The organism is Bradyrhizobium sp. CCBAU 53351 (assembly GCF_015291745.1).
GTDB lineage: Bacteria > Pseudomonadota > Alphaproteobacteria > Rhizobiales > Xanthobacteraceae > Bradyrhizobium.
Map to the genome: position 1 here is coordinate 1548867 of NZ_CP030059.1, position 23741 is coordinate 1572607.

At 65.0% G+C, this 23741-nt stretch carries 18 protein-coding genes; 11 read left to right on the top strand and 7 right to left on the bottom strand.

The features are described 5' to 3' along the window. The first annotated feature begins 201 nt into the window (after nt 1-201). The 5 genes from XH83_RS07490 to ybaK all read left to right on the top strand — a co-directional run bounded on the left by XH83_RS07490 (nt 202) and on the right by ybaK (nt 7615). Nucleotides 202-1857: an OFA family MFS transporter gene (locus tag XH83_RS07490; RefSeq protein WP_194406379.1), complete on the top strand. Its 1656-nt coding sequence runs from the start codon at nt 202-204 to the stop codon at nt 1855-1857. Between the two features lie 93 nt (nt 1858-1950). Next, complete coding sequence (locus XH83_RS07495; protein ID WP_194406380.1) at nt 1951-2220, top strand: hypothetical protein; 270 nt, start codon at nt 1951-1953, stop codon at nt 2218-2220. Nucleotides 2221-2369: 149 nt separating this feature from the next. Then, nucleotides 2370-4073, top strand: a complete 1704-nt coding sequence (locus XH83_RS07500; protein ID WP_194406381.1) for an NADH-ubiquinone oxidoreductase-F iron-sulfur binding region domain-containing protein — start codon at nt 2370-2372, stop codon at nt 4071-4073. Further along, nucleotides 4070-6838, top strand: a complete 2769-nt coding sequence (fdhF, locus tag XH83_RS07505) for a formate dehydrogenase subunit alpha (protein ID WP_194406382.1) — start codon at nt 4070-4072, stop codon at nt 6836-6838. The genes XH83_RS07500 and fdhF overlap by 4 nt, the downstream gene beginning before the upstream one ends. A gap of 303 nt (nt 6839-7141) precedes the next feature. After that, a complete protein-coding gene (gene ybaK, locus XH83_RS07510; protein WP_194406383.1) occupies nt 7142-7615 on the top strand; it encodes a Cys-tRNA(Pro) deacylase in 474 nt (157 codons plus the stop codon). 12 nt (nt 7616-7627) lie between these two features. Here the strand turns inward: ybaK and XH83_RS07515 are convergent, their stop codons facing one another. Continuing rightward, nucleotides 7628-8323: a GntR family transcriptional regulator gene (locus XH83_RS07515; protein WP_194406384.1), complete on the bottom strand. Its 696-nt coding sequence runs from the start codon at nt 8321-8323 to the stop codon at nt 7628-7630. 156 nt (nt 8324-8479) lie between these two features. Here XH83_RS07515 and tcuA point away from each other — a divergent pair, with 156 nt between their 5' ends. The 3 genes from tcuA to tcuB are packed head-to-tail and all read left to right on the top strand — an operon-like array spanning nt 8480 to nt 12030. Continuing rightward, nucleotides 8480-9871, top strand: coding sequence for an FAD-dependent tricarballylate dehydrogenase TcuA (gene tcuA, locus XH83_RS07520; RefSeq protein WP_194406385.1), 1392 nt, complete (start codon nt 8480-8482; stop codon nt 9869-9871). Between the two features lie 25 nt (nt 9872-9896). Next, the gene (locus XH83_RS07525) at nt 9897-10925 is read left to right on the top strand and encodes an esterase (RefSeq protein ID WP_194406386.1); all 1029 of its coding nucleotides are present in this window, start codon (nt 9897-9899) and stop codon (nt 10923-10925) included. Nucleotides 10926-10929: 4 nt separating this feature from the next. Continuing rightward, nucleotides 10930-12030, top strand: coding sequence for a tricarballylate utilization 4Fe-4S protein TcuB (gene tcuB / locus XH83_RS07530; protein WP_194406387.1), 1101 nt, complete (start codon nt 10930-10932; stop codon nt 12028-12030). A 3-nt stretch (nt 12031-12033) separates the two neighbouring features. On the opposite strand, the gene XH83_RS07535 is transcribed toward tcuB, so the two are convergent. Then, nucleotides 12034-12702 (bottom strand): alpha/beta hydrolase family protein, encoded by a 669-nt coding sequence (locus XH83_RS07535; protein WP_194406388.1) that lies wholly within the window; start codon nt 12700-12702, stop codon nt 12034-12036. A gap of 5 nt (nt 12703-12707) precedes the next feature. Next, the gene (locus XH83_RS07540; protein WP_194406389.1) at nt 12708-16112 is read right to left on the bottom strand and encodes an acyl-[ACP]--phospholipid O-acyltransferase; all 3405 of its coding nucleotides are present in this window, start codon (nt 16110-16112) and stop codon (nt 12708-12710) included. 669 nt (nt 16113-16781) lie between these two features. On the opposite strand from XH83_RS07540, the gene XH83_RS07545 reads away from it, so the two are divergent. After that, nucleotides 16782-17402 carry a TetR/AcrR family transcriptional regulator gene (locus XH83_RS07545; RefSeq protein ID WP_194408194.1) on the top strand — a complete coding sequence of 207 codons (621 nt, stop codon included), beginning with the start codon at nt 16782-16784 and terminating at the stop codon, nt 17400-17402. A gap of 13 nt (nt 17403-17415) precedes the next feature. Here XH83_RS07545 and XH83_RS07550 read toward each other — a convergent pair whose 3' ends face one another. From XH83_RS07550 to XH83_RS07560, 3 genes are all read right to left on the bottom strand, one after another. Further along, complete coding sequence (locus XH83_RS07550; protein WP_194406390.1) at nt 17416-18723, bottom strand: GGDEF domain-containing protein; 1308 nt, start codon at nt 18721-18723, stop codon at nt 17416-17418. A 245-nt stretch (nt 18724-18968) separates the two neighbouring features. After that, nucleotides 18969-20273, bottom strand: a complete 1305-nt coding sequence (pncB, locus tag XH83_RS07555; protein WP_194406391.1) for a nicotinate phosphoribosyltransferase — start codon at nt 20271-20273, stop codon at nt 18969-18971. 78 nt (nt 20274-20351) lie between these two features. Next, nucleotides 20352-21272 (bottom strand): LysR family transcriptional regulator, encoded by a 921-nt coding sequence (locus XH83_RS07560; protein ID WP_194406392.1) that lies wholly within the window; start codon nt 21270-21272, stop codon nt 20352-20354. Between the two features lie 99 nt (nt 21273-21371). Here XH83_RS07560 and pcaH point away from each other — a divergent pair, with 99 nt between their 5' ends. Further along, on the top strand, nt 21372-22160 hold the full coding sequence (gene pcaH, locus XH83_RS07565; protein ID WP_194406393.1) for a protocatechuate 3,4-dioxygenase subunit beta: 789 nt from the start codon (nt 21372-21374) through the stop codon (nt 22158-22160). A 3-nt stretch (nt 22161-22163) separates the two neighbouring features. Next, a complete protein-coding gene (pcaG, locus tag XH83_RS07570; protein ID WP_194406394.1) occupies nt 22164-22790 on the top strand; it encodes a protocatechuate 3,4-dioxygenase subunit alpha in 627 nt (208 codons plus the stop codon). 5 nt (nt 22791-22795) lie between these two features. On the opposite strand, the gene XH83_RS07575 is transcribed toward pcaG, so the two are convergent. Continuing rightward, complete coding sequence (locus XH83_RS07575; RefSeq protein ID WP_194406395.1) at nt 22796-23695, bottom strand: helix-turn-helix domain-containing protein; 900 nt, start codon at nt 23693-23695, stop codon at nt 22796-22798. Between the last annotated feature and the right edge of the window lie 46 nt (nt 23696-23741).

The following is a 23741-nucleotide window of genomic DNA, read 5'->3' on the forward strand; positions in this document are numbered from 1 at the left end:
ACGGGCCGCTCACGAAGCCTGCACGTCGTATCGGGCATAGCGCCCCGCGCGAGGGGTTTAACACTAAGGATGCGCGTGACGATCCTGGCGCGCGTCGGATGATGGTGCGGGGCAGCAGGGGCAATTGTCTGCACCGCAGCGAGCTGAGGAACAGGATAGTAGCGGCAGGCTGCTCAGAAGGGTGGCTGAGGGGAGGAATGCATGACTGCAATCGAAGGCGCTGGGACACTTTCAGGTGCTGGCGCGGGTTTTCTTGATCGCGAGCGGACCATCGCGACCGCCGGCTTCAATCGCTGGCTGGTGCCGCCGGCGGCGCTGTGCATCCATCTCTGCATCGGCATGGCCTACGGCTTCTCGGTGTTCTGGCTGCCGCTGTCGCGCGCGATCGGTTTGACTGCGCCGAAGGCCTGTCCGGACATGTCGCTGTGGCAGGAACTGTTCACGACCAGCTGCGACTGGAAGGTCGCCAGCATGGGATGGATGTACACCCTGTTCTTCGTGCTGCTCGGTATCGCGGCTGCGGTCTGGGGCGGCTGGCTGGAGCGCGTCGGGCCGCGCAAGGCGGGCTTCGTCTCGGCGCTCTGCTGGTGCGGCGGTCTCTTCCTCGGTGCGATCGGCGTCTACACCCATCAGCTTTGGCTGTTGTGGCTGGGTTCGGGCGTGATCGGCGGTATCGGTCTCGGCCTCGGCTACATCTCCCCGGTGTCGACGCTCGTCAAATGGTTCCCCGATCGTCGCGGCATGGCGACCGGCATGGCGATCATGGGCTTCGGCGGTGGCGCCATGATCGGCGCGCCGCTGGCGAACCTGCTGATGAACTACTTCAAGAGCCCGACCTCGGTCGGCGTCTGGGAAACCTTCGTCGCGATGGGCGTCATCTACTTCGTGTTCATGATGATCGGCGCGTTCCGCTATCGCCTGCCGCCGCCCGGCTGGCAGCCCGAGGGCTGGACCCCGCCGGTCAAGGCCAACGCGATGATTTCGAAGAACAACGTCCATCTCAACGACGCGCACAAGACGCCGCAGTTCTGGCTGATCTGGTGGGTGCTCTGCCTGAACGTCTCGGCGGGTATCGGCGTGATCGGTATGGCCTCGCCGATGCTGCAGGAGATCTTCGCGGGCAAGCTGATCGGCCTGCCTGATGTCGGCTTCAACGCGCTCGATGCCGGACAGAAGGCGCAGATCGCCGCGATCGCCGCGGGCTTCGCTGGATTGCTGTCGCTGTTCAACATCGGCGGCCGCTTCTTCTGGGCTTCGTTGTCGGACAAGATCGGACGGAAGAACACCTACTACACGTTCTTCATCCTCGGCATCGCGCTCTACGCGCTGGCGCCGACCTTCGCGGCGATGGGCTCGAAGCTGCTGTTCGTGCTCGGCTTCGGCATCATCCTGTCGATGTATGGCGGCGGCTTCGCCACCGTGCCGGCCTATCTCGCCGACATGTTCGGTACCCAGTTCGTCGGCGCCATCCACGGGCGGCTGCTGACGGCGTGGTCGACGGCGGGCATCATCGGCCCCGTCGTGGTGAACTACATCCGCGAGTTCCAGCTCGCGGCCGGCGTGCCGCGCGACCAGCTCTACAACACCACCATGTACATCCTCTGCGCGATGCTGATCGCGGGCCTGATCTGCAACTACCTGATCAAGCCGGTCGATTCGAAGTGGCACATGAAGGAGGCCGATGTCGCCAAGCTGCAGGCGGCGAGCGCCAGCGCTGCAGCCGCGGGGCCGCACGGCTCTTACGGTATCGGCTTTGGCGGCCTCGACGCAAAGGCGGCGATGTTCTGGGCCTTCGTCGGCATTCCCCTGGCTTGGGGAGTCTGGAAGACGCTGGAGAGCGCGGTCAAGATTTTCTGATCGCAGTCGACACGGTCGCGGGATGCCGATGGTCGGCGTCCCGCGACATTCGTCTTTCAAGAATCATCGAGAATGGGACCTAGGGGGATTTTCATGTTTCGCACTCGTATCTGCCTCGCCGCCATGCTGCTGGCCGCGGGCCTCCACACCGCATCTGCACAGACCGCGCCCGCTGCACCCGCTGCTACGACCGAGGCCAAGCCGGGAAAGATCAAGCTCTCCATGCAAAAGCTGAAGGACATGAAGGCCAAGTGGGCGGCCAACAAGCCGAAGCTGAAGGCCTGCCGCGCCGAGGTGAAGTCCAAGGGCCTCGCTGGCGACGACCGCTGGTTCTACATCGAAGAGTGCATGAACAAGAGCTGAGAAGGGGCACTATCCCGTTCGATGGGGGCATGGGGCTCGTTGGCCGCGTGCCCCTTAAACGCTTATTGGAACGCCAGAATTTTCTTGGCATCTGGTATGCCAAAGGCTAAGGTTGGACTTGTTCTAAAGAAGGGCTACGAGATTCATCGATGAGCCATGACGTGCATCAGGTCCGCTCGTTCGAACACCCGGGCGAGGGACGCAAGCGAGCCAAGGCCACGCCCAAGGGGCGCCAGGTCGACCCCACCGCCGCGCACGAGATCGAACAACTGCTCGGCGACAGGCCGCGGCGGCGCGATCTGCTGATCGAATATCTGCACCTGATCCAGGACAAATATCACCAGATCTCGGCCGCGCATCTCGCCGCGCTCGCCGACGAGATGAAGCTCGCCTTCGCCGAAGTGTTCGAGACCGCGACGTTCTACGCGCATTTCGACGTGGTGAAGGAGGGCGAGCCCGACATCGCGCCGCTGACGATCCGCGTCTGCGACTCCCTGACCTGTGCGATGCTCGGCGGCGAGAAGCTGCTCGAGGATCTGCAAAGTGCTGGCGGTCCCGGCATCCGTGTCGTCCGGGCACCCTGCGTCGGCCGCTGCGACACTGCGCCTGCCGCGGAAGTCGGGCACAATTTCGTCGATCACGCGACCGTCTCCAACGTGATGGCGGCCGCGAAGGCCGGTGATACCCACGCCCATCTGCCCAAATATATCGGCTACGACGCCTATCTCGCCGATGGGGGCTACAAGTTGCTGGGTCGCCTGCGCTCGGGAGAACTGTCGACCGACGATCTCCTGAAGGCGCTCGACAACGCTTCGCTGCGCGGCCTCGGCGGCGCCGGCTTCCCCACGGGCCGTAAATGGCGCGCCGTGCTCGGCGAGCCCGGTCCGCGGCTGATGGCGATCAACGGCGACGAGGGCGAGCCCGGCACGTTCAAGGACCGGGTCTATCTCGAAAGCGATCCGCACCGCTTCATCGAAGGCATGCTGATCGGCGCGCATGTGGTGCAGGCCTCCGATGTCTACATCTATCTGCGCGACGAATATCCGGCCTCGCGCGAGATCCTGGAGCGCGAGATCGCGAAGCTCCCGCCGGGCGGTCCGACGTTGCACATGCGCCGCGGCGCCGGCGCCTATATCTGCGGCGAGGAATCCTCGCTGCTGGAAAGCATCGAGGGCAAGCGCGGCCTGCCCCGGCACAAGCCGCCTTACCCGTTCCAGGTCGGCCTGTTCGGCCTGCCGACGCTGATCAACAACATCGAGACGCTGTGGTGGGTGCGCGACATCGTCGAGAAGGGCGCCGAGTGGTGGAAGGGCCATGGCCGTCATGAACGGCATGGGCTGCGCAGCTTCTCGGTCTCGGGCCGCGTGAAAAATCCCGGCATGAAGCTGGCGCCAGCCGGAATCACCATTCGCGAGCTGATCGACGAATATTGCGGCGGCATGGCCGACGGCCATCAGTTCTATGCTTACCTGCCAGGCGGCGCCTCCGGCGGCATCCTGCCGGCGTCGATGGACGACATTCCGCTCGATTTCGGCACGCTGGAGAAATACGGCTGCTTCATCGGATCGGCCGCGATCGTGGTCCTGTCGCAGAAGGATAGCGTGCGCGCGGCGGCGCTGAACCTGATGAAATTCTTCGAGGACGAGAGTTGCGGCCAGTGCACGCCGTGCCGCGTCGGAACCCAGAAAGCGGCGCAGCTGATGCAGAAGCCGGTCTGGAACCGCGCTCTCCTGGAGGAATTGAGCCAGGCGATGCGCGATGCCTCGATCTGCGGGCTTGGACAGGCGGCATCGAATCCGCTGGCCACCGTGATCAAATATTTCCCTGACGAGTTCAAGGAAGCGGCCGAATGACCAAGATTACGTTCGAGCTCGACGGCAAGCAGGTCGAAGCCAAACCCGGCGAGACCATCTGGCAAGTCGCCAAGCGGCAGGGGCGGGACATTCCGCATCTCTGTTATTCGCCGGCGCCCGACTATCGCCCGGACGGCAATTGCCGCGCCTGCATGGTCGAGATCGAGGGCGAACGCGTGCTCGCTGCATCCTGCAAGCGTACGCCGTCGGTCGGCATGAAGGTCAAGACCGAGAGCGCGCGGGCGACGGCTGCGCAGAAGATGGTGATGGAGCTGCTCGTCGCCGACCAGCCGGCGCGCGAGACCTCGCACGATCCGGATTCGAAGTTCTGGCACTGGGCCGAGGCGACCGGCGTCACCGAGAGCCGCTTCCCCGCCGCCGAGCGCTGGGCGACCGACGCCAGCCATCCGGCGATGCGCGTCAACCTCGATGCCTGCATCCAGTGCGGCCTGTGCGTGCGCGCCTGCCGCGAGGTCCAGGTCAACGACGTCATCGGCATGGCCTATCGCAGCCACGGCTCGAAGATCGTGTTCGATTTCGACGATCCCATGGGCGAGTCCACGTGCGTCGCTTGCGGTGAATGCGTGCAGGCCTGCCCGACCGGCGCCCTGATGCCGGCCGTGATGCTGGACGACAAGCAGACCCGCGTGACTTACGCGGACAAGAAGGTGGACTCGCTCTGCCCGTTCTGCGGCGTCGGCTGCCAGGTGACCTACGAGGTCAAGGACGAGAAGGTGATCTATGCGGAAGGCCGGGACGGCCCCGCCAATCACAACCGTCTTTGCGTCAAGGGCCGCTTCGGCTTCGACTACATCCACCATCCGCATCGCCTGACGAAGCCGCTGGTGCGGCTGCCGAATGCGAAGAAGGATGCCAACGACCAGGTCGATCCGGCCAATCCCTTCACCCATTTCCGCGAAGCGAGCTGGGAAGAAGCGCTCGACATCGCCGCCAAGGGCCTCGTCAAGATCCGCGACGAGAAGGGCGTGAAGGCGCTGGCCGGCTTCGGTTCGGCCAAGGGCTCGAACGAAGAGGCTTATTTGTTCCAGAAGCTGGTGCGCACCGGCTTCGGCTCGAACAATGTCGATCATTGCACCCGTCTGTGCCACGCCTCTTCGGTGGCGGCGCTGTTCGAAGGCCTGAGCTCGGGCGCGGTGTCGGCGCCGTTCGCAGCTGCGATGGATGCCGAAGTGATCATCGTGATCGGCGCCAATCCGACCGTGAACCACCCGGTGGCCGCGACCTTCATCAAGAACGCCGTGAAGCAAAACGGCGCAAAACTGTTCGTGATGGATCCGCGCCGGCAGACGCTGTCGCGGCACGCGACCAAGCATCTGCAGTTCAAGCCCGGCTCCGACGTCGCCATGCTGAACGCGATGATCAACACGATCATCACCGAAGGCCTGACCGACGACCAGTACATCGCCGGCTACACCGAAGGCTTCGAGGACCTCAAGGAGAAGATCAAGGAGTTCACGCCGGAGAAGATGGAGGCGATCTGCGGCATCCCGGCGCAGACGCTGCGCGAAGTGGCGCGCACCTATGCGCGCGCGAAGTCGTCGATCATCTTCTGGGGCATGGGCATCAGCCAGCATGTCCACGGCACCGACAACGCGCGCTGCCTGATCGCGCTGGCGCTGATCACCGGCCAGGTCGGCCGTCCCGGCACCGGCCTGCATCCGCTGCGTGGCCAGAACAACGTGCAAGGAGCGTCCGACGCCGGCCTGATCCCGATGTTCCTGCCGGATTATCAGCCCGTCGGCCGCGACGATCTGCGCGGCAGCTTCGAAAAACTCTGGCAGCAGGATCTCGATCCCGTCCGCGGCCTGACCGTGGTCGAGATCATGAACGCGATCCATGCCGGCGAGATCAAGGGCATGTATATCGAGGGCGAGAACCCCGCGATGTCCGATCCGGATCTGCAGCACGCGCGACACGCGCTCGCCATGCTCGATCATCTCGTGGTGCAGGATCTCTTCGTCACCGAGACCGCGTTCCACGCCGACGTGATCCTGCCGGCCTCGGCGTTCGCAGAGAAGGAGGGCTCCTTCACCAACACCGATCGCCGCGTGCAGCTCGCGCGCCAGGTGATCAAGCCGCCGGGCGATGCGCGGCAGGATCTCTGGATCATCCAGGAGATCGGCAAGCGCATGGGCCTGCCGTGGAATTATGCCGGCCCCGGCGACGTCTTCACCGAAATGGCACAGCTGATGCCGTCGCTGAAGAACATCACTTGGGAGCGGTTGGTGCGCGAAGGCGCGGTCACCTATCCGGTCGATGCTCTGGACAAGCCCGGCAACGAGATCATCTTCACCACGGGCTTCCCCACCGCGAGCGGCCGCGGCAAGATCGTGCCGGCCAAGGTGATCCCGCCGGACGAGATTCCGGACGACGAATATCCCATGGTGCTGTCGACCGGCCGCGTGCTGGAGCACTGGCACACCGGCTCGATGACGCGCCGCGCCCAGGTGCTCGACCAGATCGAGCCCGAGGCGGTGGCCTTCATGTCGCCGAAGGACATGCGCAAGAAGAAGCTCGCGCCCGGCGATTTCATTCGCCTGGAGACCCGCCGCGGCGCGGTCGAGGTCAAGGTGCGCTCCGACCGCGACGTGCCCGAGAACATGGTGTTCATGCCGTTCTGCTACGCGGAGGCAGCGGCGAACCTGCTCACCAACCCGGCGCTAGATCCGTTCGGCAAGATTCCGGAGTTCAAGTTCTGCGCGGCGAGAGCCGAGCGGGCGGAGATGCGGGACGCGGCGGAGTAGGGGAAGGCGTTAGTTGGCGGCTCGGTGCCGCCAAACAACTGGTGTCGTCCCGGCGAACGCCGGGACCCATACTGCGTGATCTCGCGGTTGTGGACGGTCTTGGTCCCGAACAATTGGTCTTCGCAAAACTACTTCCTGTAGTTATGGGTCCCCGCGTGCGCGGGGACGACGCCGAGGGCGCGGTGGGCAAATGTGCCCACGTCGTCATTGCTTCGCAGCGAAGCAATCCAGAATCCCTCCGCGGAGACAGTCTGGATTGCTTCGCCGCTTCGCTCCCCGCGATGACGATGGTAGACATCAGCTATGTCCAAAGTTACTCCAGCCACCCGCGCGCTCACCGCTGCCGGTGTCGCCTTCACCGTCCACGCCTACGACTACGATCCTGACGCCGAGAGCATCGGCCTCCAGGCCGCCGCCGCGCTCGGTGAAGACCCGCGGCGCGTCCTCAAGACGCTGATGGCGCTGGTCGACGGCAAGCCGGTCTGCGTCGTCGTTCCGTCCGACCAGGAAGTCTCGATGAAGAAGCTCGCGGGGGCCGCGGGCGGCAAGTCGGCGCAGATGATGAAGCCGGCCGAGGCCGAACGTGTCACCGGCTACAAGGTCGGCGGCATCAGCCCGTTCGGGCAGCGCAAGCAGGTACTGACCGTGATGGAGCAGAGCGCGCTCGCGCATGATCTCGTCTATCTCAATGGTGGCCAGCGCAGCCTGCAGGTGCGGCTCAAGCCTGCCGATGTAAGGGACGTTGTCAAAGCGGTCGTCGCGGACGTGCTGGCCTGAGGCGGCTCGCGCCTACTGCTTCTGCAACAGTTTTAGCCGGCAGCGCAGCGCCTCGCGGATATGGGCGCGTGCGAGCTGCTCCGCCTTGTCGCCGTCGCGTGCTGCGATGGCGTCGATGATCGCCTGGTGCTCGCCATGGCTGGTCGAGGGACGGCCCGATACGGTGAAGGTGGTCGGACCGAGCAGGGCGATCCAGTCCTGTAATTCGCGCGAGGCGTTGTCGAGATAGCGGTTGCGCGCGGCGCGGCAGATCGCCTCGTGTAAGGCGCGGTTCAGCCTTGCCATGTCTCCTGCCATCTCCGCGGCGTCGGTCGCGGAGGCCTCGACGAAAGCCTGCTCGATATCGCTGAGCGCGTCGATCTCCGGCGTTGAGGCATGTTCGGCGGCGAGGCGCGCGGCGGCGCCTTCCATGATCTCGCGCATGGCGTAGAGCTCGAGCACCTCCGAGATGTCCAGGTTGCGGACGATCACGCCGCGGCCGCCGGCGGGCTCGACAAAGCCGCGTGCGGCGAGCCGGCCCAACGCTTCGCGAACCGGCGTGCGGCTGACCTTCAGCCGCTGGGCGACCTCTTCCTCGCGCAATCGGTCGCCGGCACGGTAGCTGCCGGCCTGGAGAGCCTCGCAGAGCGAGCGGAACACGGCTTCACCCAGCGCGACGCCCCCGCCACGCGTGATTGATCCGCCTGCCTTTGCCGGTCGTCTGGCCATTTGTCCTCGGAACGCAAAGTGCATCCTGCCCATGCGAAGATGGCGCTTGTCCCGCCAATGTATATCTTTGTATACAAAAGTACGCAATGGCGGCCTGGTTGACCGCGGCCGCCGGCGCGCAGAATATTTCCAACTTCGTCGCATCGGGCAGACGGCATGAACAGCAAATACGACGTGCTGGTGATCGGCGGCGGCAACGCGGCGCTGTGCGCGGCGATCGCGGCGCGGCGCGGCGGCGCGTCCGTGCTGGTGCTCGAAGGCGCGCCAAAGTTCTACCGTGGCGGCAACACGCGCCATACCCGCAATATGCGCTGCGCCCACGACGCCGCCACCGAAATCCTGACCGGCCCTTACACCGAAGAGGAGTTTTGGGAGGATCTGCTGCGCGTCACCGGCGGGCAGACCGACGAGGTGCTCGCCCGCCACATGATCCGGGAGTCCAAGGACATCCTGAACTGGATCGTGGAGCAAGGTGTGCGTTGGCAGCCCTCACTCGGCGGCACGCTGAGCCTCGGCCGGACCAACTCCTTCTTCCTCGGCGGCGGCCGCGCGATGCTGAACGCGCTGTACCTGACCGCGGAGCGGCTCGGTGTCGACGTCGAATACGATGCCGAGGTCACCGATCTCGTGATCGAGGACGGCATGTTCCTGGCCGCGCGCCTCAAGCGGCCGGTCAAGGGTGCGACCGAGATCCGCGCGACTTCGTTGGTCGCTGCCGCCGGCGGGTTCGAAGCCAACATCGAATGGCTGAAGCAATATTGGGGCGAGGCCGCCGACAATTTCCTGATCCGCGGCACGCCCTATAACCGCGGCTCGATCCTGAAGATGCTGCTCGACAAGGGCGTGCAGGAGGTTGGCGATCCCACCCAGTGTCATGCGGTCGCGATCGATGCCCGCGCGCCGAAATTCGACGGCGGCATCATCACGCGGCACGACTCCGTCGTGTTCGGCATCGTCGTCAACAAGCACGCGCAGCGATTCTACGACGAAGGCGAGGACATCTGGCCGAAGCGCTATGCGATCTGGGGCCGGCTGGTCGCGGCGCAGCCCGATCAGATCGCCTACATCATCTTCGATTCCACGGTCGTCACCAGTTTCATGCCGACCTTGTTCCCGCCGATCGCCGGGCAAACAATTGCCGAGCTTGCCGGCAAGCTCGAGCTCGATCCGGCTGCGCTGGAAAAGACCATCACAGAATTCAACGCCGCGGTGCGGCCCGGCACCTTCGACCACACCATCCTGGATGATTGCGTGACCGAGGGCATCACGCCACCCAAGACCCACTGGGCGCGCAAGATCGAGACGCCGCCTTATCTCGCTTATCCGGTGCGGCCTGGCATCACCTTCACCTATCTCGGCACGCGCGTAACCAAAGAAGCGCGGATGCTGATGGCTGACGGCAAGCCCTCCGCCAACATGTTCGCTGCCGGTGAGATCATGGCCGGCAACGTGCTCGGCAAGGGCTATGCCGCCGGCATGGGCATGACCATCGGCAGTGTGTTCGGACGGATCGCAGGCCGGGAAGCGGCACGTCATGCGAAAAACTAGAACGAAGAAAAGTCAGGGAGGAACCATGTCGCGCATTGTCATCGCTTCGCTCTCGGCGCTGCTGATCGCAGGTCACGCCCACGCCGCCGAGCCGATTACCCTGCGCGACATGGGTTCGTTCCATGTCGGCGGGCGGCTTGTCGAAATCTCCGGCAAGCCCGTGAGGGAGGTCGTGTTCACGCCCGGCGGCGTGCCGGCCAAGGTCGATCCAAACGGCACCTACCAGGTCGAGCAGATTTACGTGCAATATTTCCTGCCGGCCAACGAGAAGGGCGCCTATCCGCTGCTGATGTGGCACGGCGGCGGACTGACCGGCGTCACCTACGAGACCACGCCGGACGGGCGCGAGGGTTGGCTGAACTACTTCTTGCGCAAGGGCTGGGCGGTCTACAATTCCGACGCGGTGGAGCGGGGACGCGCGGGCTGGGCGCAATACCCTGACATCTTCAAGGGCGAGCCGGTCTTCCTCACCACGGCCAATCCATTCGAGCGCTTCCGCATCGGCGAGGGTCCGGGCTCCTACGATCCCGATCCCGCCAAGCGAAAGCTGTTGCCGGGCAACCAGTTTCCGGTCGAGGGCTATGAGAACTTCGTCAAGCAGAACGTGCCGCGCTGGACCACGACGGATGACGCGACCGTCGCCGCCTATATCGCCGAGCTCGATCGTGTCGGCCCCTCGGTGATCCTGTTCCACAGCCAGGCCGGCAGCTTCGGCTTCAAGGTGGCGCAGGCCCGGCCCGACAAGGTCAAGGCGCTGATCGCGATCGAGCCGGCCGGCATCGGCGATCCCGCCAAGGCGGATGTGCTGAAGTCCATTCCGACCCTCATCATCTACGGCGACTATATCGAGCGCGATTCGCGCTGGCCTAAGATCCGCGGCAACGGTATCGCCTTTGCCGATGCCATCAAGGCGGCCGGCGGCAGCATCGACGTCGTCGACCTCCCGCAGGCCGGCATCAAGGGCAATTCGCACATGGTGATGATGGACAAGAACAACCTCGAGGTCGCCGCCCTGATCCAGAAATGGCTCGAGGGCAAAGGCCTGACGAAGTAGCGCCATGCACGGAACCAGAATTCTGGACGAAACCGACCGCCTGATGACGGTCTGCAATTCCTGCCGCTATTGCGAGGGACTTTGCGCTGTGTTTCCCGCCATGGAGATGCGCCGCGCCTTCTCCGACGGCGACCTCAATTATCTCGCCAATCTCTGCCATGGCTGCGGCGCCTGCTATGTCGACTGCCAGTTCTCCCCGCCGCACGAATTCAATGTCAACGTGCCGATGACGCTCGCGGTCGCGCGCGCCGAATCCTATGCGGCCTATGCCTGGCCGGGCGCGCTGTCCGGCGCTTTCGCCCGCAACGGGCTCGTTATCAGCATCATCGCTGCGCTCAGCATGGCGGCCTTCATCCTCGGCTTCGCTGCCCTGAATGATCGCAACGTGCTGTTCGGTGTGCACACCGGTCCCGGTGCGTTCTACAGACTGATGCCGCACAACGCGATGGCCGCATTGTTCAGCGCTGCCTTCCTCTATGCTGTTCTTGCCCTGGGCATGAGCGTGCGCGCCTTCTGGCGCGATATCGGTCCGCCTATCGGCGGCCGCGCCGACGGCGGCTCGATCTTCCAGGCGATCCGCGACGCCGGTGAGCTGCGCTATCTCCATGGCGGCGGCGTCGGCTGCTACAACGAGGACGACAAGCCGACCGACCGGCGCAAGCTCTATCACCACCTGACGTTCTACGGCTTCATCCTGTGCTTTGCCGCGACGTCGGCGGCGACGCTTTATCACTATCTGCTCGGCCGCGAGGCGCCGTATCCGTGGTGGGACCTGCCGGTGGTGCTGGGCACGCTCGGCGGCATCGGATTGATCGTTGGCCCGATCGGTCTGTTCACGGCCAAGATGCAGCGCGATCCAGCGTTGCTCGACGAGTTCAGTTACGGCATGGATGTCGGCTTCATCGCCATGCTGTTCCTGACCGGGCTCACCGGCATGCTGCTCCTCGTCCTGCGCGAGACCGCCGCCATGGGCCCGCTGCTCGCCCTGCATCTCGGCGCGGTGTTCGCGCTGTTCGTCACCATGCCCTACGGCAAATTCGTGCACGGCATCTATCGCTTCGCTGCGCTGGTGCGCTATGCGCAGGAGCGACGGACGGCGGCGTGACGGTTAGCGGGCCCGGAAGCGGCCGTCGCGCAGGAAGGCGATGGTCTGTTCGATCGCGCCGGCGTCACGTGGAAGCCGGGTATGCGATGCCCTGATGACGATATGATCGGCCATGCCGGCCAGCATTGAGCTCTGGACCGACACCCGCCCGTCATTCGGCCTCGGCAGAATCAACAGTCCGGCGACGGGATCGATGAAACGGCTCCCCGCAATCACGCCGACGGGATAGTCCACGGCTGGCAGGGCGTCCGGCCGGGTCGCTGTCGTGAGCTCGAGCCCGGCGGGCCCATAGAATGCGCGGTAGAGCCGGGATCCGCTGAGGACATCGGCGACCTCGCTGCCGCCGTTCGGCGTACCCAGCATCACGACGCCGGCAAGCTGGGCCGGCCGGTGTCTTGCGATATAGGCGCGCGCCACGAGGCCGCCCATCGAATGCGCGACGAAGTGCAGCGGTGCGTCGCGCTCGGCGAAGCGGGCGATCGCCGGGTGGATGTCGTCAGCAAGCGCCGCGATCGGCTTCTTGCGGCTGGAATAGTCGATATTCAGCGTTGCGAAGCCGGTTGCACGGAGCGCCCGTTCCAGCCTCTTCAGGGATGCCGAGGTCCGCGCGATGCCGTGAAGCAGAACCACTCCCGGGCATCGCGCATCGCCTGATCGCGGCGCCTCGTGCATCTCTCCTACGCCACCTCCCGCTCCGGCGCGGAGGCTTGCTCGCGTGCCATCGTCGTTGCGGTGACATAGTCGGTCTTGCCCGTGCCGAGCAGCGGCACCTTGTCGACCACCATGATCGCCGCGGGCACGGTCAGCTCGGACGCGCCGATCGCCTTGGCCTGGCCCTGCATCGCGCTGCGCTCGGCACCCTTCTCCGTCGTCAGCAGCACGATGCGCTCGCCCTTGCGCTGGTCGGGGATCGACACGGCGACCGATCCGGCCTGCGGCCACAGCGTGGCCGCGATGGCTTCGACCGCGGACAGCGAGACCATCTCGCCTGCGATCTTGGCAAAGCGCTTGGCGCGGCCCTTGATGGTGATAAAGCCGGCGGCGTCGATCGCCACGATGTCGCCGGTGTCGTGCCAGCCCTCGGGAAGCTTTTCGAGCACGCCGGGATTCTCGGCCCTGAGGTAACCAAGCATAACGTTCGGCCCGCGCACCGAGAGGCGGCCGCCTTCCTCGATGCCGGGGACCGGATCGAGGCGGCTTTCCATCAGCGGCGAGAGGCGACCGACGGTACCGGGGCGATTGGCCAACGGCGTGTTCATCGCCAGCACCGGCGCCGTCTCGGTGACGCCATAGCCTTCGAGGATGCGGATGCCGTAGCGCTCCATGAACACTTGCCGGGTGCGATCCTTGACCGCTTCGGCGCCGGCGATCACGAGGCGCAGCGTGCGGAAGTCGTAGGCATGCGCCGAGCGGGCATAGCCGGTAAGGAACGTATCGGTGCCGAACAGGATGGTGGCGCCGGTCTGGTAAATCAGCTCGGGCACGATCCGGTAGTGCAGCGGCGAAGGGTACATGTAGATCGGAATGCCCGCGAGCATCGGCATCATCATTCCGCCCGTGAGGCCGAACGAGTGGAACACGGGCAGCACGTTGAACACCTTGTCATTGGCGTTGGCATCGACCCGCGCCAGCGCCTGCGCCGCGTTGGCGAGGATGTTGCGGTGGGACAGCACCACGCCCTTGGGCGTGCCTTCCGAACCCGACGTGAACAGCACGACGGCGGGATCGTTGGCCTGGCGGACGACGCGGGGCGTCGTGCCGGCGAGCAGGCCCTTGATCTTGTCGGCCAGGCCGATCGAGGCGCGGACGTCTTCGAGATAGACCACCCGCGCTTCCGCGGAGATCGCGGCCATCAGCTTGTCGAGCTTGCCCTTCTCGATAAACGCCTTCGAGGTCAGCACGGTCTTGACCTGCGCGGCCTTCATGGCGGCGAGCACGTTGACCGGGCCGGCGGAGAAGTTGAGCATCGCCGGCACCCGGCCGATGTTCTGCAGCGCCATGAAGACGACGGCGACGCCGGCGGAATTCGGCAGCAGCACGCCGACATTCTCGCCGACGGCAGTCCCGTTGTCCAGCTTGCGGCCGAGGACCTGCGCGCCGAGGATCAGCTTGCGATAGGTCAGCTTGGTGCCGAGCGCATCCTCGATGATGACCTTGCCGGTGTCGCGGTCGCGATAGGCGTGACCGAGCGCCTCGAACAGCGAGTGGTCGAGCATGGCGTTCTTCACCATGGCATCGATCATCACGTCCTGGAGCGCGGCACCGGCGGCATTGCGGCGCGCCTTGCCCTTCAGCGCGGCATCGACCGGAAGCTTGACCGGCGGCAGGATCGTCACCGTCACCCGCGGAAACCACGAGCGCTTGATCTGGCTGGAATTGAGGTAGCTGAGATGCGAGCGCTGCGCGCCTTCGATGCGCACCGGCACGACCACGGCGTCGGCCTTGTCCGCGATCATCGCGGTGCCGTCATAGACCTTCATCAGCGAGCCCGAGACGGTGATGCGTCCTTCCGGGAAGATCACCACGGGCTCGCCGGCGGCGACGAGCTTGATCAGGTCGCGGGCGGCCAGCGGCTTGGTCGGATCCATGGTGTAGTGCTTGACGACGCGCAGGAATGGCTTGGCCCACCAGGCCTTGGCGATGCCGGTATCGACCGCGAAGCTGGCATCGATCGGCAGCACGGCGTGCAGCAGCGGACCATCGATCAGGCTGACATGGTTCGGCGCGATCAGCATCCGCGTGCCCGGGGGCGGCAGGTTTTCGAGGCCGCGGACCTCGGTGCGGAACAGCGCGCGGAACAGGAGGCCGCCGAAATCGCGCACGCCTTCCTTGCCCCATTTGGTCAGCACGAACCACACCGCGCCGAAGCTGGCGACGCCGAGGCCGAAGAAGATCCAGCCGACATGAAGGCCGGCCGCCTGCAGCAGCGCGACGAACAGCGAGCCGACCACCATGAACGCAGCCTGCAGCACATTGCCGGCGGCGATGATACGGGCGCGCTCGTTGGGCGCCGACCAGGCCTGCACGGCGGCGAAGGAGGGGACGACGAACAGGCCGCCGCCGAATGCGAAGGCGACGAAATCGGCCAGCATGCGCAGGCCCGCGAACGAGGTCGCGAAACCGGACGCGGTGATGTCCTGGCCCTTGGCGGTCACGGCGATCGCGAAGGCGAGGTCGAGGCCGGCAAAGCCCATGATGATCGCGCCGATCGGCACCAGCGCGAGGTTCGGGCGAACGTGGCTGAGGCTGGCTGCGAACAGCGAGCCGATGGCGATGCCGATCGCGAAGATCGCAAGGCACAGCGTCACCACGCCCTCGGTGCCGCCGACGACCTCCTTGACCAGCGCCGGCAGCAGCGACAGCACGATGGCGCCGACCAGCCAGAACCAGGAGACGATCACGGTGCCGTCCCACAGCCGATGGTCGGCGTGCAATGTCCTGAGCAGGCTCACCGTCGAGGTCCAGGGATTGGCATCGACGGGCAGATCGGGCGCGGAGGGCGTGGTCTGCGGAATGCGGGACGCGAACGCCCAGGACAGCAGGGCCAGCACGACCACGGCCGATGCGACCCAGCCCATATGCGCGGAGCCGGCGACGAACTGGCCGCCGGCGACGGTGCCGAGCAGGATGGCCATGAAGGTCGCGCCCTCGACCAGCGCGTTGCCGGTCGCGAGCTCGCCGAGATCGAGCTGGTCCGGCAGCATGGCGTATTTCACCGGCCCGAACAGCGCGGCGATGACGCCGAACAGGGCGAGTGCCGCGAACAGGAGCGGCACCGAGTGCATGAAGAAGCCGGCGGCGGCAAAGCCCGCTGCGAAGATCTCGGCGAATTTGAGCCGCCTTGCGACGACGGATTTGACATATTTGTCGGCGAGCTGGCCGCCGAGCCCGGACAGGATGAAATAGGGGAAGATGAAGACGGCGCCGGCCACCGTCACCAGCGCATCGCCGTGGCCGGTCGCGGCACTGTAGAGCAGAATGATGACAAGCGCGTTCTTGAGCACATTGTCATTGAGCGCCGAGAAGAATTGCGCCCAGAACAGCGGCGCAAAGCGGCGTGACGACATCAATTCCCTGATCATGACTAGTCCTGTTTTGGAAAGGCAGCCTGAGGTTGTTACGTTGCCGGTGAGGCGTCACGACCGGAAGCGCATGGGGTTAAGCAAATTGCACGGCGAGGATGTCGCCGGCCGGCTTTGTCCCCTCGGTTCCTCCGATCCTGTTGGTCTCCAATTGGTCTCGTTAGGTTCGCAATTATCTGATCGCGGCCGCGTCGGCCGCGCTGGGCCGGATATGGCCCGGGCCATGATGAAAACCTGAACCGCATCACGGTGGCCAGCGGGATCGACCGCGAATGTCGGGACATGGTGAGTCCTTCCTTGCGACCTGATCCGGGATTCGGGCTGAACCTAGGGTTCCTGGCTGCACGCGTCTCAGGTCAGATGGGAGAGGCGGCGAAACGGCGAGCAGCGGCCAAGAAGGCTGAACTTGCGCCCTTCGAGACGCGTACGATCGCGGCTGGCCCGCCACATCCGGAAGGCTGCCCGACGTTCCGCGAGCACGCCGGCGACGTCGCAGGCGTTGGCGATGCGATTGATCGGGCCCATGGCGAACCGCAGCAGGGCCCGGCCGGAGCCAGTCACGAGGGCGGCAGCGTCATCGACGAAGGTGGTGGCGATATCAACAGCAAGGGTTTGCATTTTGCAGGTCTCCGGGTTAATTTGAACAATGTTCACATGAGTAGCTTGAAAATGAACAATGTTCAAGAAGAATCGCTGCGAGACCGCAAAAAGAATCGGCGGCGGCTCCAGATACTGGAGATCGCCCGCGGCATCATCGCGACTAAAGGCCTGAGATCATTAAAGGTTCGCGATGTTGCGGAGGCCGCCGGCTGTTCCGTCGGCAGCGTCTATAACGAGTTCGGCGACTTCGACGGCGTGATCCTGACCGTCAATCGGGAGACCGTTCAGGCGCTCACGGCCCGGCTCCGCGAGGTTCCGGACGAGGACCCGGTGCGGCAATTGTACGGACTTGCCGGCACCTATCTCGAGTTCTTCGCCGAGCACGCCAATCTGCTGCGCTCATTGTTCGAGCACCGGATGGAGGACGATCGTCCTTATCCCGACGACATCCTGCAGATGGTGATGGATGCTTTCGCGCTGATGCATCCGCCCCTGGTGCGGCTATTGCCGGATGCGGACGACGTGAAGATCGCGCTGCTGTCGCGCACGCTGTTCTCCGCCGTGCACGGCATCATCTCGCTCGGCCTCGAGGAGCGCATGGTGGCCGTGCCGCCGCAAATGCTTCGTCAGCAGGTCGAGCAGTTCATCGACGTGCATCTCGCGGGTCTCGGGATTCCGTCTGTGCGGTGAGGGGCGGCCAGCCTCAGGCCCGAGCCGCTTCGCGCGGCCGGGCTGCAACGAGGACGACGTCCGGTTTTCCGCCGTCGACCTGAACGCGGTTGCGTCCCTTCTCCTTGGCGCGATAACACGAGGCATCCGCGCGGCGCATTGCGTCCTCGAGCGTGGTGGCGCTGTCGGCGATGCAGGCGACACCGATGCTGGCGGTCACCGCAAAGCAACGATCGTCCCAGGCGAAGGTGAACAGCTCCAGCGCTCGCCGCAGCCGTTCGGCGATATCGACCGCGCTCGCGGGCGGGCACTGCGGCAGGATCAGGCCGAATTCGTCGCCGCCCAGGCGCGCCACCAAATCGTGCGGACGCCGGTCCTGTTGCAGGAGACACGAGATCTGGCAGAGCAGGCGGTCGCCGGCAAGGTGACCGCAGCTGTCGTTGACGTTCTTGAACTGGTCGAGGTCGAGCAGGATCAGGCTGAGCGAATCGGCCGCGGCAACGTCGAGCTCGCTTTGCAGCCGCGCCTCGAAGGCGCGGCGGTTGGACAGGCCGGTCAGCCAGTCGTGCGACGCCTGCCACGCCAGGCGTTCCTTCTCTTGATGCAATGCGTCTTCGAATGCTTGTCGTTGCAGCACCAACCGTCTTGTGTGCCAGACCAGGAGCAGGATCAGCGTCGCCGCGGTGACGATGTTGATGCCGGTCAGCGTCAGCTTGATGGCGCGGGAGCCTTCGCCGAGGACGGTCGAGAACCGGTTGGCATGCACCGTGAACTGGGCGTTGAGCTCGGAGAGGCGTGACGACAGCACTTGCAGGCGGCCCGCGTCCCGAACCGGACCGTTCTTCCACTCGGACCGGATGACCTCGCCGAAGACGCTGAGCTCCAGCAGCATGGGATCGGTCGCCGTCCACTCGCGGATCGCTTCCTGCAGGAAGCTGACGCGGTTGAAATAGCGAAACAGCCAGATCAATCCCGGAACGTCGTCGGGATGATTGCCGCCTTGCAGGAAGCCGATGCGCGCGGCCTCGAGGTCGACCGGATCGCGCTCGAGGGCCCAGCGTGCGAACTCGTCGCCGATGGGAACGGCGAGCGAGGCCTGATACTGCGTGAACTGGCTGGCGTCGCCGGAATGCAGATAGAGATTGAGGAAATAGACGGCGTTCTTTTGCGAACGCGACCACAGCGCTTCGCCCGCGACATAGGCGCGGACCGAAGACATCACCTCGAGGCTGAATCCCGCGATCGCCGCCTGGAGCACGACGACCATCACGAAAGGCGAGACGAGCTTGATGACGTGAAGGAAGCTGCCTCCCTTCCTCGACGTCGCTGTTTTGCGAAACACCCTGCCGTTCCCCAAATCGCGCAAAGCCCCCAGCGGAGCGCTACGCCTGCAACGCGAAGTAGAAGCGACGGTTGCTTAACTCGACCTGAAAAGCGCGAAAGTCTGAATCGCAGGGTGAAGGCGTCGTGAAATGAATGCCTGCAGATCGCTTCAAATGCCGGTAAACCGGAACTGGCGCGGTATCGGAAAACCAATACCTCGCATTCGTCGTGCCCGGTTTACTCGATCAAGAGCGGGGGCCGCGACTAGACCAGCACCGGCTTGCGCACGCGGCCGGCGTCGCCGAACACGCGCAGATATCGCTCGATCTCCGAGGGCATGCCGGTCGCCTTCTCCGGATTGTCGGAGAGCTTGACCGCGGGGCGGCCGTCGACCGACGACACCTTGCAGACCAACGAGATCGGATCGAGGTTGAACGAGCCGTCCGGCGTGCAGCCGACGAAGTCGTTGGTGAGGTTGGTGCCCCAGCCGAAGGAGAGCCTGACGCGACCGGTGAAGTGATGATAGGTCTCCTCGATCGAGCCGACATCCATCGCATCGGAAAAGACCAGCAGCTTGTCCCTGGGGTTGCGACCCTTCTTTTCCCACCAGGCGATGATCTCCTCGCCGGCCTGGATCGGCGGCGCGCTGTCGGGCCGGAAGCCGGTCCAATCGGCGACCCATTCCGGTGCATCGCGCAGGAAGGCTTTTGTGCCGAAGGCATCGGGCAGTGCGATCAGGAGGTTGCCGCCATAGGTCTGGCGCCATTGGTCGAGAATGCGATAGGGCGCCCAGCGCAGTTCCTCGTCGTCCTTGGCGAGCGCGGCCGCGACCATCGGCAGCTCATGCGCATTTGTGCCGATGGCCTCGAGATCATTGTCCATCGCCAGCAGCACGTTGGAGGTGCCGATGAAGGACGACCCCAGCCCTTCCTTCACCGCCTCGACGCACCAGCGCTGCCAGAGGAAGCCGTGACGGCGGCGGGTGCCGAAGTCCGAGAGCCGGAGGTTCTCCAGCTTGCGAAGACGCTCCACCTTGGTCCAGAGCTTGGCCTTGGCGCGGGCATAGAGCACGTCGAGCTCGAAGCGGCCGCGGCCCTTGATCGCGGCGCGCGAGCGCAGCTCGTTGAGGATCGCGAGCGCCGGAATCTCCCACATCGAGGTGTGGGTCCACGGTCCGTGGAAGTGCAATTCGTACTGGCCTTCGACCTTGCGCAGTTCGTATTCGGGAAGGCGGAATTCGGCCAGCCAGCGGATGAAATCCGCCGAGAACATGTGGGTCTTGCCGTAGAAGGTGTTACCGGCCAGCCAGATCAGCTCCTTCTTGCTGAAGCGGATGGTGCGGGCATGGTCGAGCTGGGCGCGCAGCTCGCCCTCGTCGATGATCTCGGCGAGCCGCACATGGCGCGAGCGGTTGATGACCGAGAAGGTCACCTGCTGATCCGGGTAGTCTTCCCGAATCATTTGCAACATCAATAGTTTGTAGAAGTCGGTATCAAGCAGGCTGCGGATGATGGGATCCAGCCGCCAGCTGTGATTGTAGGTCCGGCTCGCAATGTCGGTCACTGTCATGGGGGAATTCTAGCGTGGCGGCCCGCGCGCAACCAGTGGATTTGGCGAAGGCTGGTCTTCCGAAAGACGGTATCGTTATCAGGCCCTGGCGGCTGTTGCTGCGACCGTCTCGAGCTGGCTCCTGACCCAGCGATGGGCCGGATCTTTCTGATAGCGCTGGTGCCACACCATGAACATCGGCAGCTCGGCCAGCGTGCGCGTGCGGGACGCCAGCGGAATGCGTGTTTGCGCGAAATCGCGCATGATCCCGGACGCCAGCAGGCTCGGCATGCTCGCCAGCATCTGCGAGCCGCGCAGGAAGGACGGCACGCCGGAAAAGCTCGGCACCGAGATCGCGATGTCGCGGTGAAGGCCGCCAGCCGCCAGCCGGCGGTCGAAGTCGAGCCGCTCATTGTCGGTATAGACGACGGTAATGTGGCGCGCCGCGAGATAGGCGCCGCGGCTGGTGGGCGCGGCGCGCGATTTGGGATCGTAGTAGCAGACGTAATGATCGCTCAAGAGGCGCTTCTGCACGATGTCGACGCCGGATGGCGGCAGCGGGGTGATCAGGAGATCACAGCGGTTCTCGCGCAGCATCGCGGGCGAGGGCGATTGCGAGGGGATCACGCGCAGGTTCAGGCTCTTCACCTGTGCGGCGACATGGTCGAAGAACCGTGGCAGCAGCAGGTCGCGCTGGAAGTCGTTGGCGGCGATCGTCAGCGAAAGCTGGGCGCGTGGCGGCTCGAACGTGACGCCGCCGGCAAAGCTCCGCATCTCGTCGATCAGCGCGCGTGCCTTTGCGGCGAGGGCCTGCGCATGCGCGGTGGCGACGATGCCGCGGCCGGATTTCGCGAACAGCGGATCGCCTGCGATCCGCCGCAGCTTGTTCAGGGCGTGGCTGACCGCCGATTGTGTCAGGCCGAGCCGCGTTGCCGCCGCGGTGACCGATCCCTCCTCCAGCACGGCGAGGAACAGTTCGAGCGCGTGGCCGTCGAGCGCCAAATGATCGATTTCTTTCATGCAATATATTATAATCGATCTATTTATCCGGGGAATAGACCGGACCATGATCTCCCGATAAGCCGCGCGTCCGGATTGGGCGCCTAAGGGAGAGACACGATGAATGCCCAGGCGCCAGCCTTGCGGGATCCCCGCCTCAACCGTCCCGAGCCCCTGACCCCGCCGCTCGGGGACGGCGGCTTCTTCCAGCGCGACCGTTCCATCCATCCGCCCGCGCACGCGCCGGGCTACAAATCCTCGGTGCTGCGCTCGCCGCGCCAGGCGCTGCTGTCGCTCGAAAACTCGGTCTCGGAGATCACCGGGCCGGTGTTCGGCCACAACGATCTCGGTCCGCTCGACAACGATTTGATCCGCAACTACGCCAAGGACGGCGATCCCGTCGGCGAGCGCATCGTCGTGCACGGCCGCGTGGTCGACGAGACCGGCCGCGGCGTGCCGAACACGCTGGTCGAGTTCTGGCAGGCCAATGCCGGCGGCCGCTACCGGCACAAGAAGGACACCTATCTGGCGCCGATCGATCCGAATTTCGGCGGCTGCGGCCGCGCACTGACCGACGACACCGGCTATTACTATTTCCGCACCGTGAAGCCGGGGCCCTATCCCTGGCGCAACTACGTCAACAGCTGGCGCCCCGCCCACATCCATTTCTCCGTATTCGGTTCGGGCTTTGCGCAGCGGCTGATCACCCAGATGTATTTCGAGGGCGATCCCCTGATCCCGATCTGTCCGATCCTGACGACGATACCGGACAAGGATGCGCTCGACCGTCTCGTGGCGCCGCTCGATCTCAACGCCTCGACGCCGTTCGACTCGCTCGCCTACCGCTTCGACATCGTGCTGCGCGGCCAGCGCTCCACCTATTTTGAAAATCGCACCGCGGGGAACTGAGCCATGCCGCAGCCGCTCAACTATCTCAAGGAAACCGCCTCGCAGACCGCGGGTCCCTATGTCCATATCGGACTGATCCCGGCGATGGCCGGCTTCGACATTTTCGAGAAGAACTTCTCGAACGTGCTGACGACGCCGAGCACCGAAGGTGAGCGCATCACGCTGGAAGGCAGGGTGCTCGACGGCACCGGCACGCCGCTGCGCGACGTGCTGCTCGAGATCTGGCAGGCCAATGCGAGCGGCCGCTACAATCATCCGGCCGATCGTTCGGCCGGCGCGCTGAGTGAGGAGTTTCGCGGCTGGGGCCGCGCCGGCTCCGATTTCGAGAGCGGCCTCGTGACGTTCGAGACCATCAAGCCGGGCGCGATCACCGACAGAGCGGGACGCAAATGCGCGCCGCATGTCAATGTCTGGATCGTCGCACGCGGCATCAATATCGGTCTCAACACGCGGCTCTATTTCTCGGATGAAGAGGCGGCCAACGCCGCCGACCCCGTACTCAATTTGATCGAACAGCCGTCCCGGCGCCAGACCCTGATCGCAAAACGGACCGAGCGCGGCGGCAAGATCGTGTATTCGTTCACGATCAATCTGCAGGGGCCGGAGGAGACGGTGTTCTTCGACGTGTGAGGCCGCTAGGTCTCTTCGCCATGGAGGTGCGCGCGGAAGGCGCGCGGCGACACGCCCGTAGCGGCAGTGTAGACCCGGCTGAAATAGGCGGGGTCCTCGAAGCCGAGCGTGTAGGCGATCGTCGACACTGGCAGATTGGTATAGACGAGGTTGCGCCGCGCCTCGCGGATCAGCCGGTTGAGGATGAGGTGCGAGGCGGTGTCGCCGGTCGCTGCCCGCGTGATCCGATTGAGATGCGTCGGTGTCACCGCCAGCGCCTCGGCGTAGTCCGCCACGCTCCAGCGCTCCAGATGATGCTGCTCCAGCAGCGCCTCGAAGCGGCGGAACAGACTTGATTCGACCGTGCCATTGCCGCCGCTCTCGCTGGTGAGCGCGCGCGCCACCAGCCCGATCATGGCGGACGACAGCGCGCGCAGCACATGCGCGCGGCCGAAATCGCGCGCGGCATGTTCGGCGAAGATCTGCTTCATGGTGGTGCGGATCTGCGGCGTGCCGCGGACCACGGCCGAGCGCGACAGCGCGGCGCGCAGGCCCTCAGCGGCGAGCAGCGCCTCGTCCAGAATTTCCGCGGCGATGGTCAGCACCCATCCTTGCGTATCGGGCACGAAGCGGAAGCCGTGGACGTGGCCGACGGGCACGTTGACGATCTGCATCGGCTTCAACGGCACCACGTGTCCATCCAGCGTCGCCTCGCCGCCGCCGCGCTCGATCAGCAGCACCTGGTGCAGCCGGGCATGCCGATGCACGGCCAGGGTCCAATCGTGCAGCACCGAGCGGGACGCGATGGTCTCGCAATGCACGACGTCGGGCAAATCGCCGGACTCGCCGAACAGGTTGTAGATTCGGATCGCGGGGGCTGCGGCTCTCATGTTCGAATAGTACAAGACAATGGCGAAACCCTCCATCGGTCCGCGGCACCAAATCTGCAAAAAAGTGCCGACGGGAGGACGC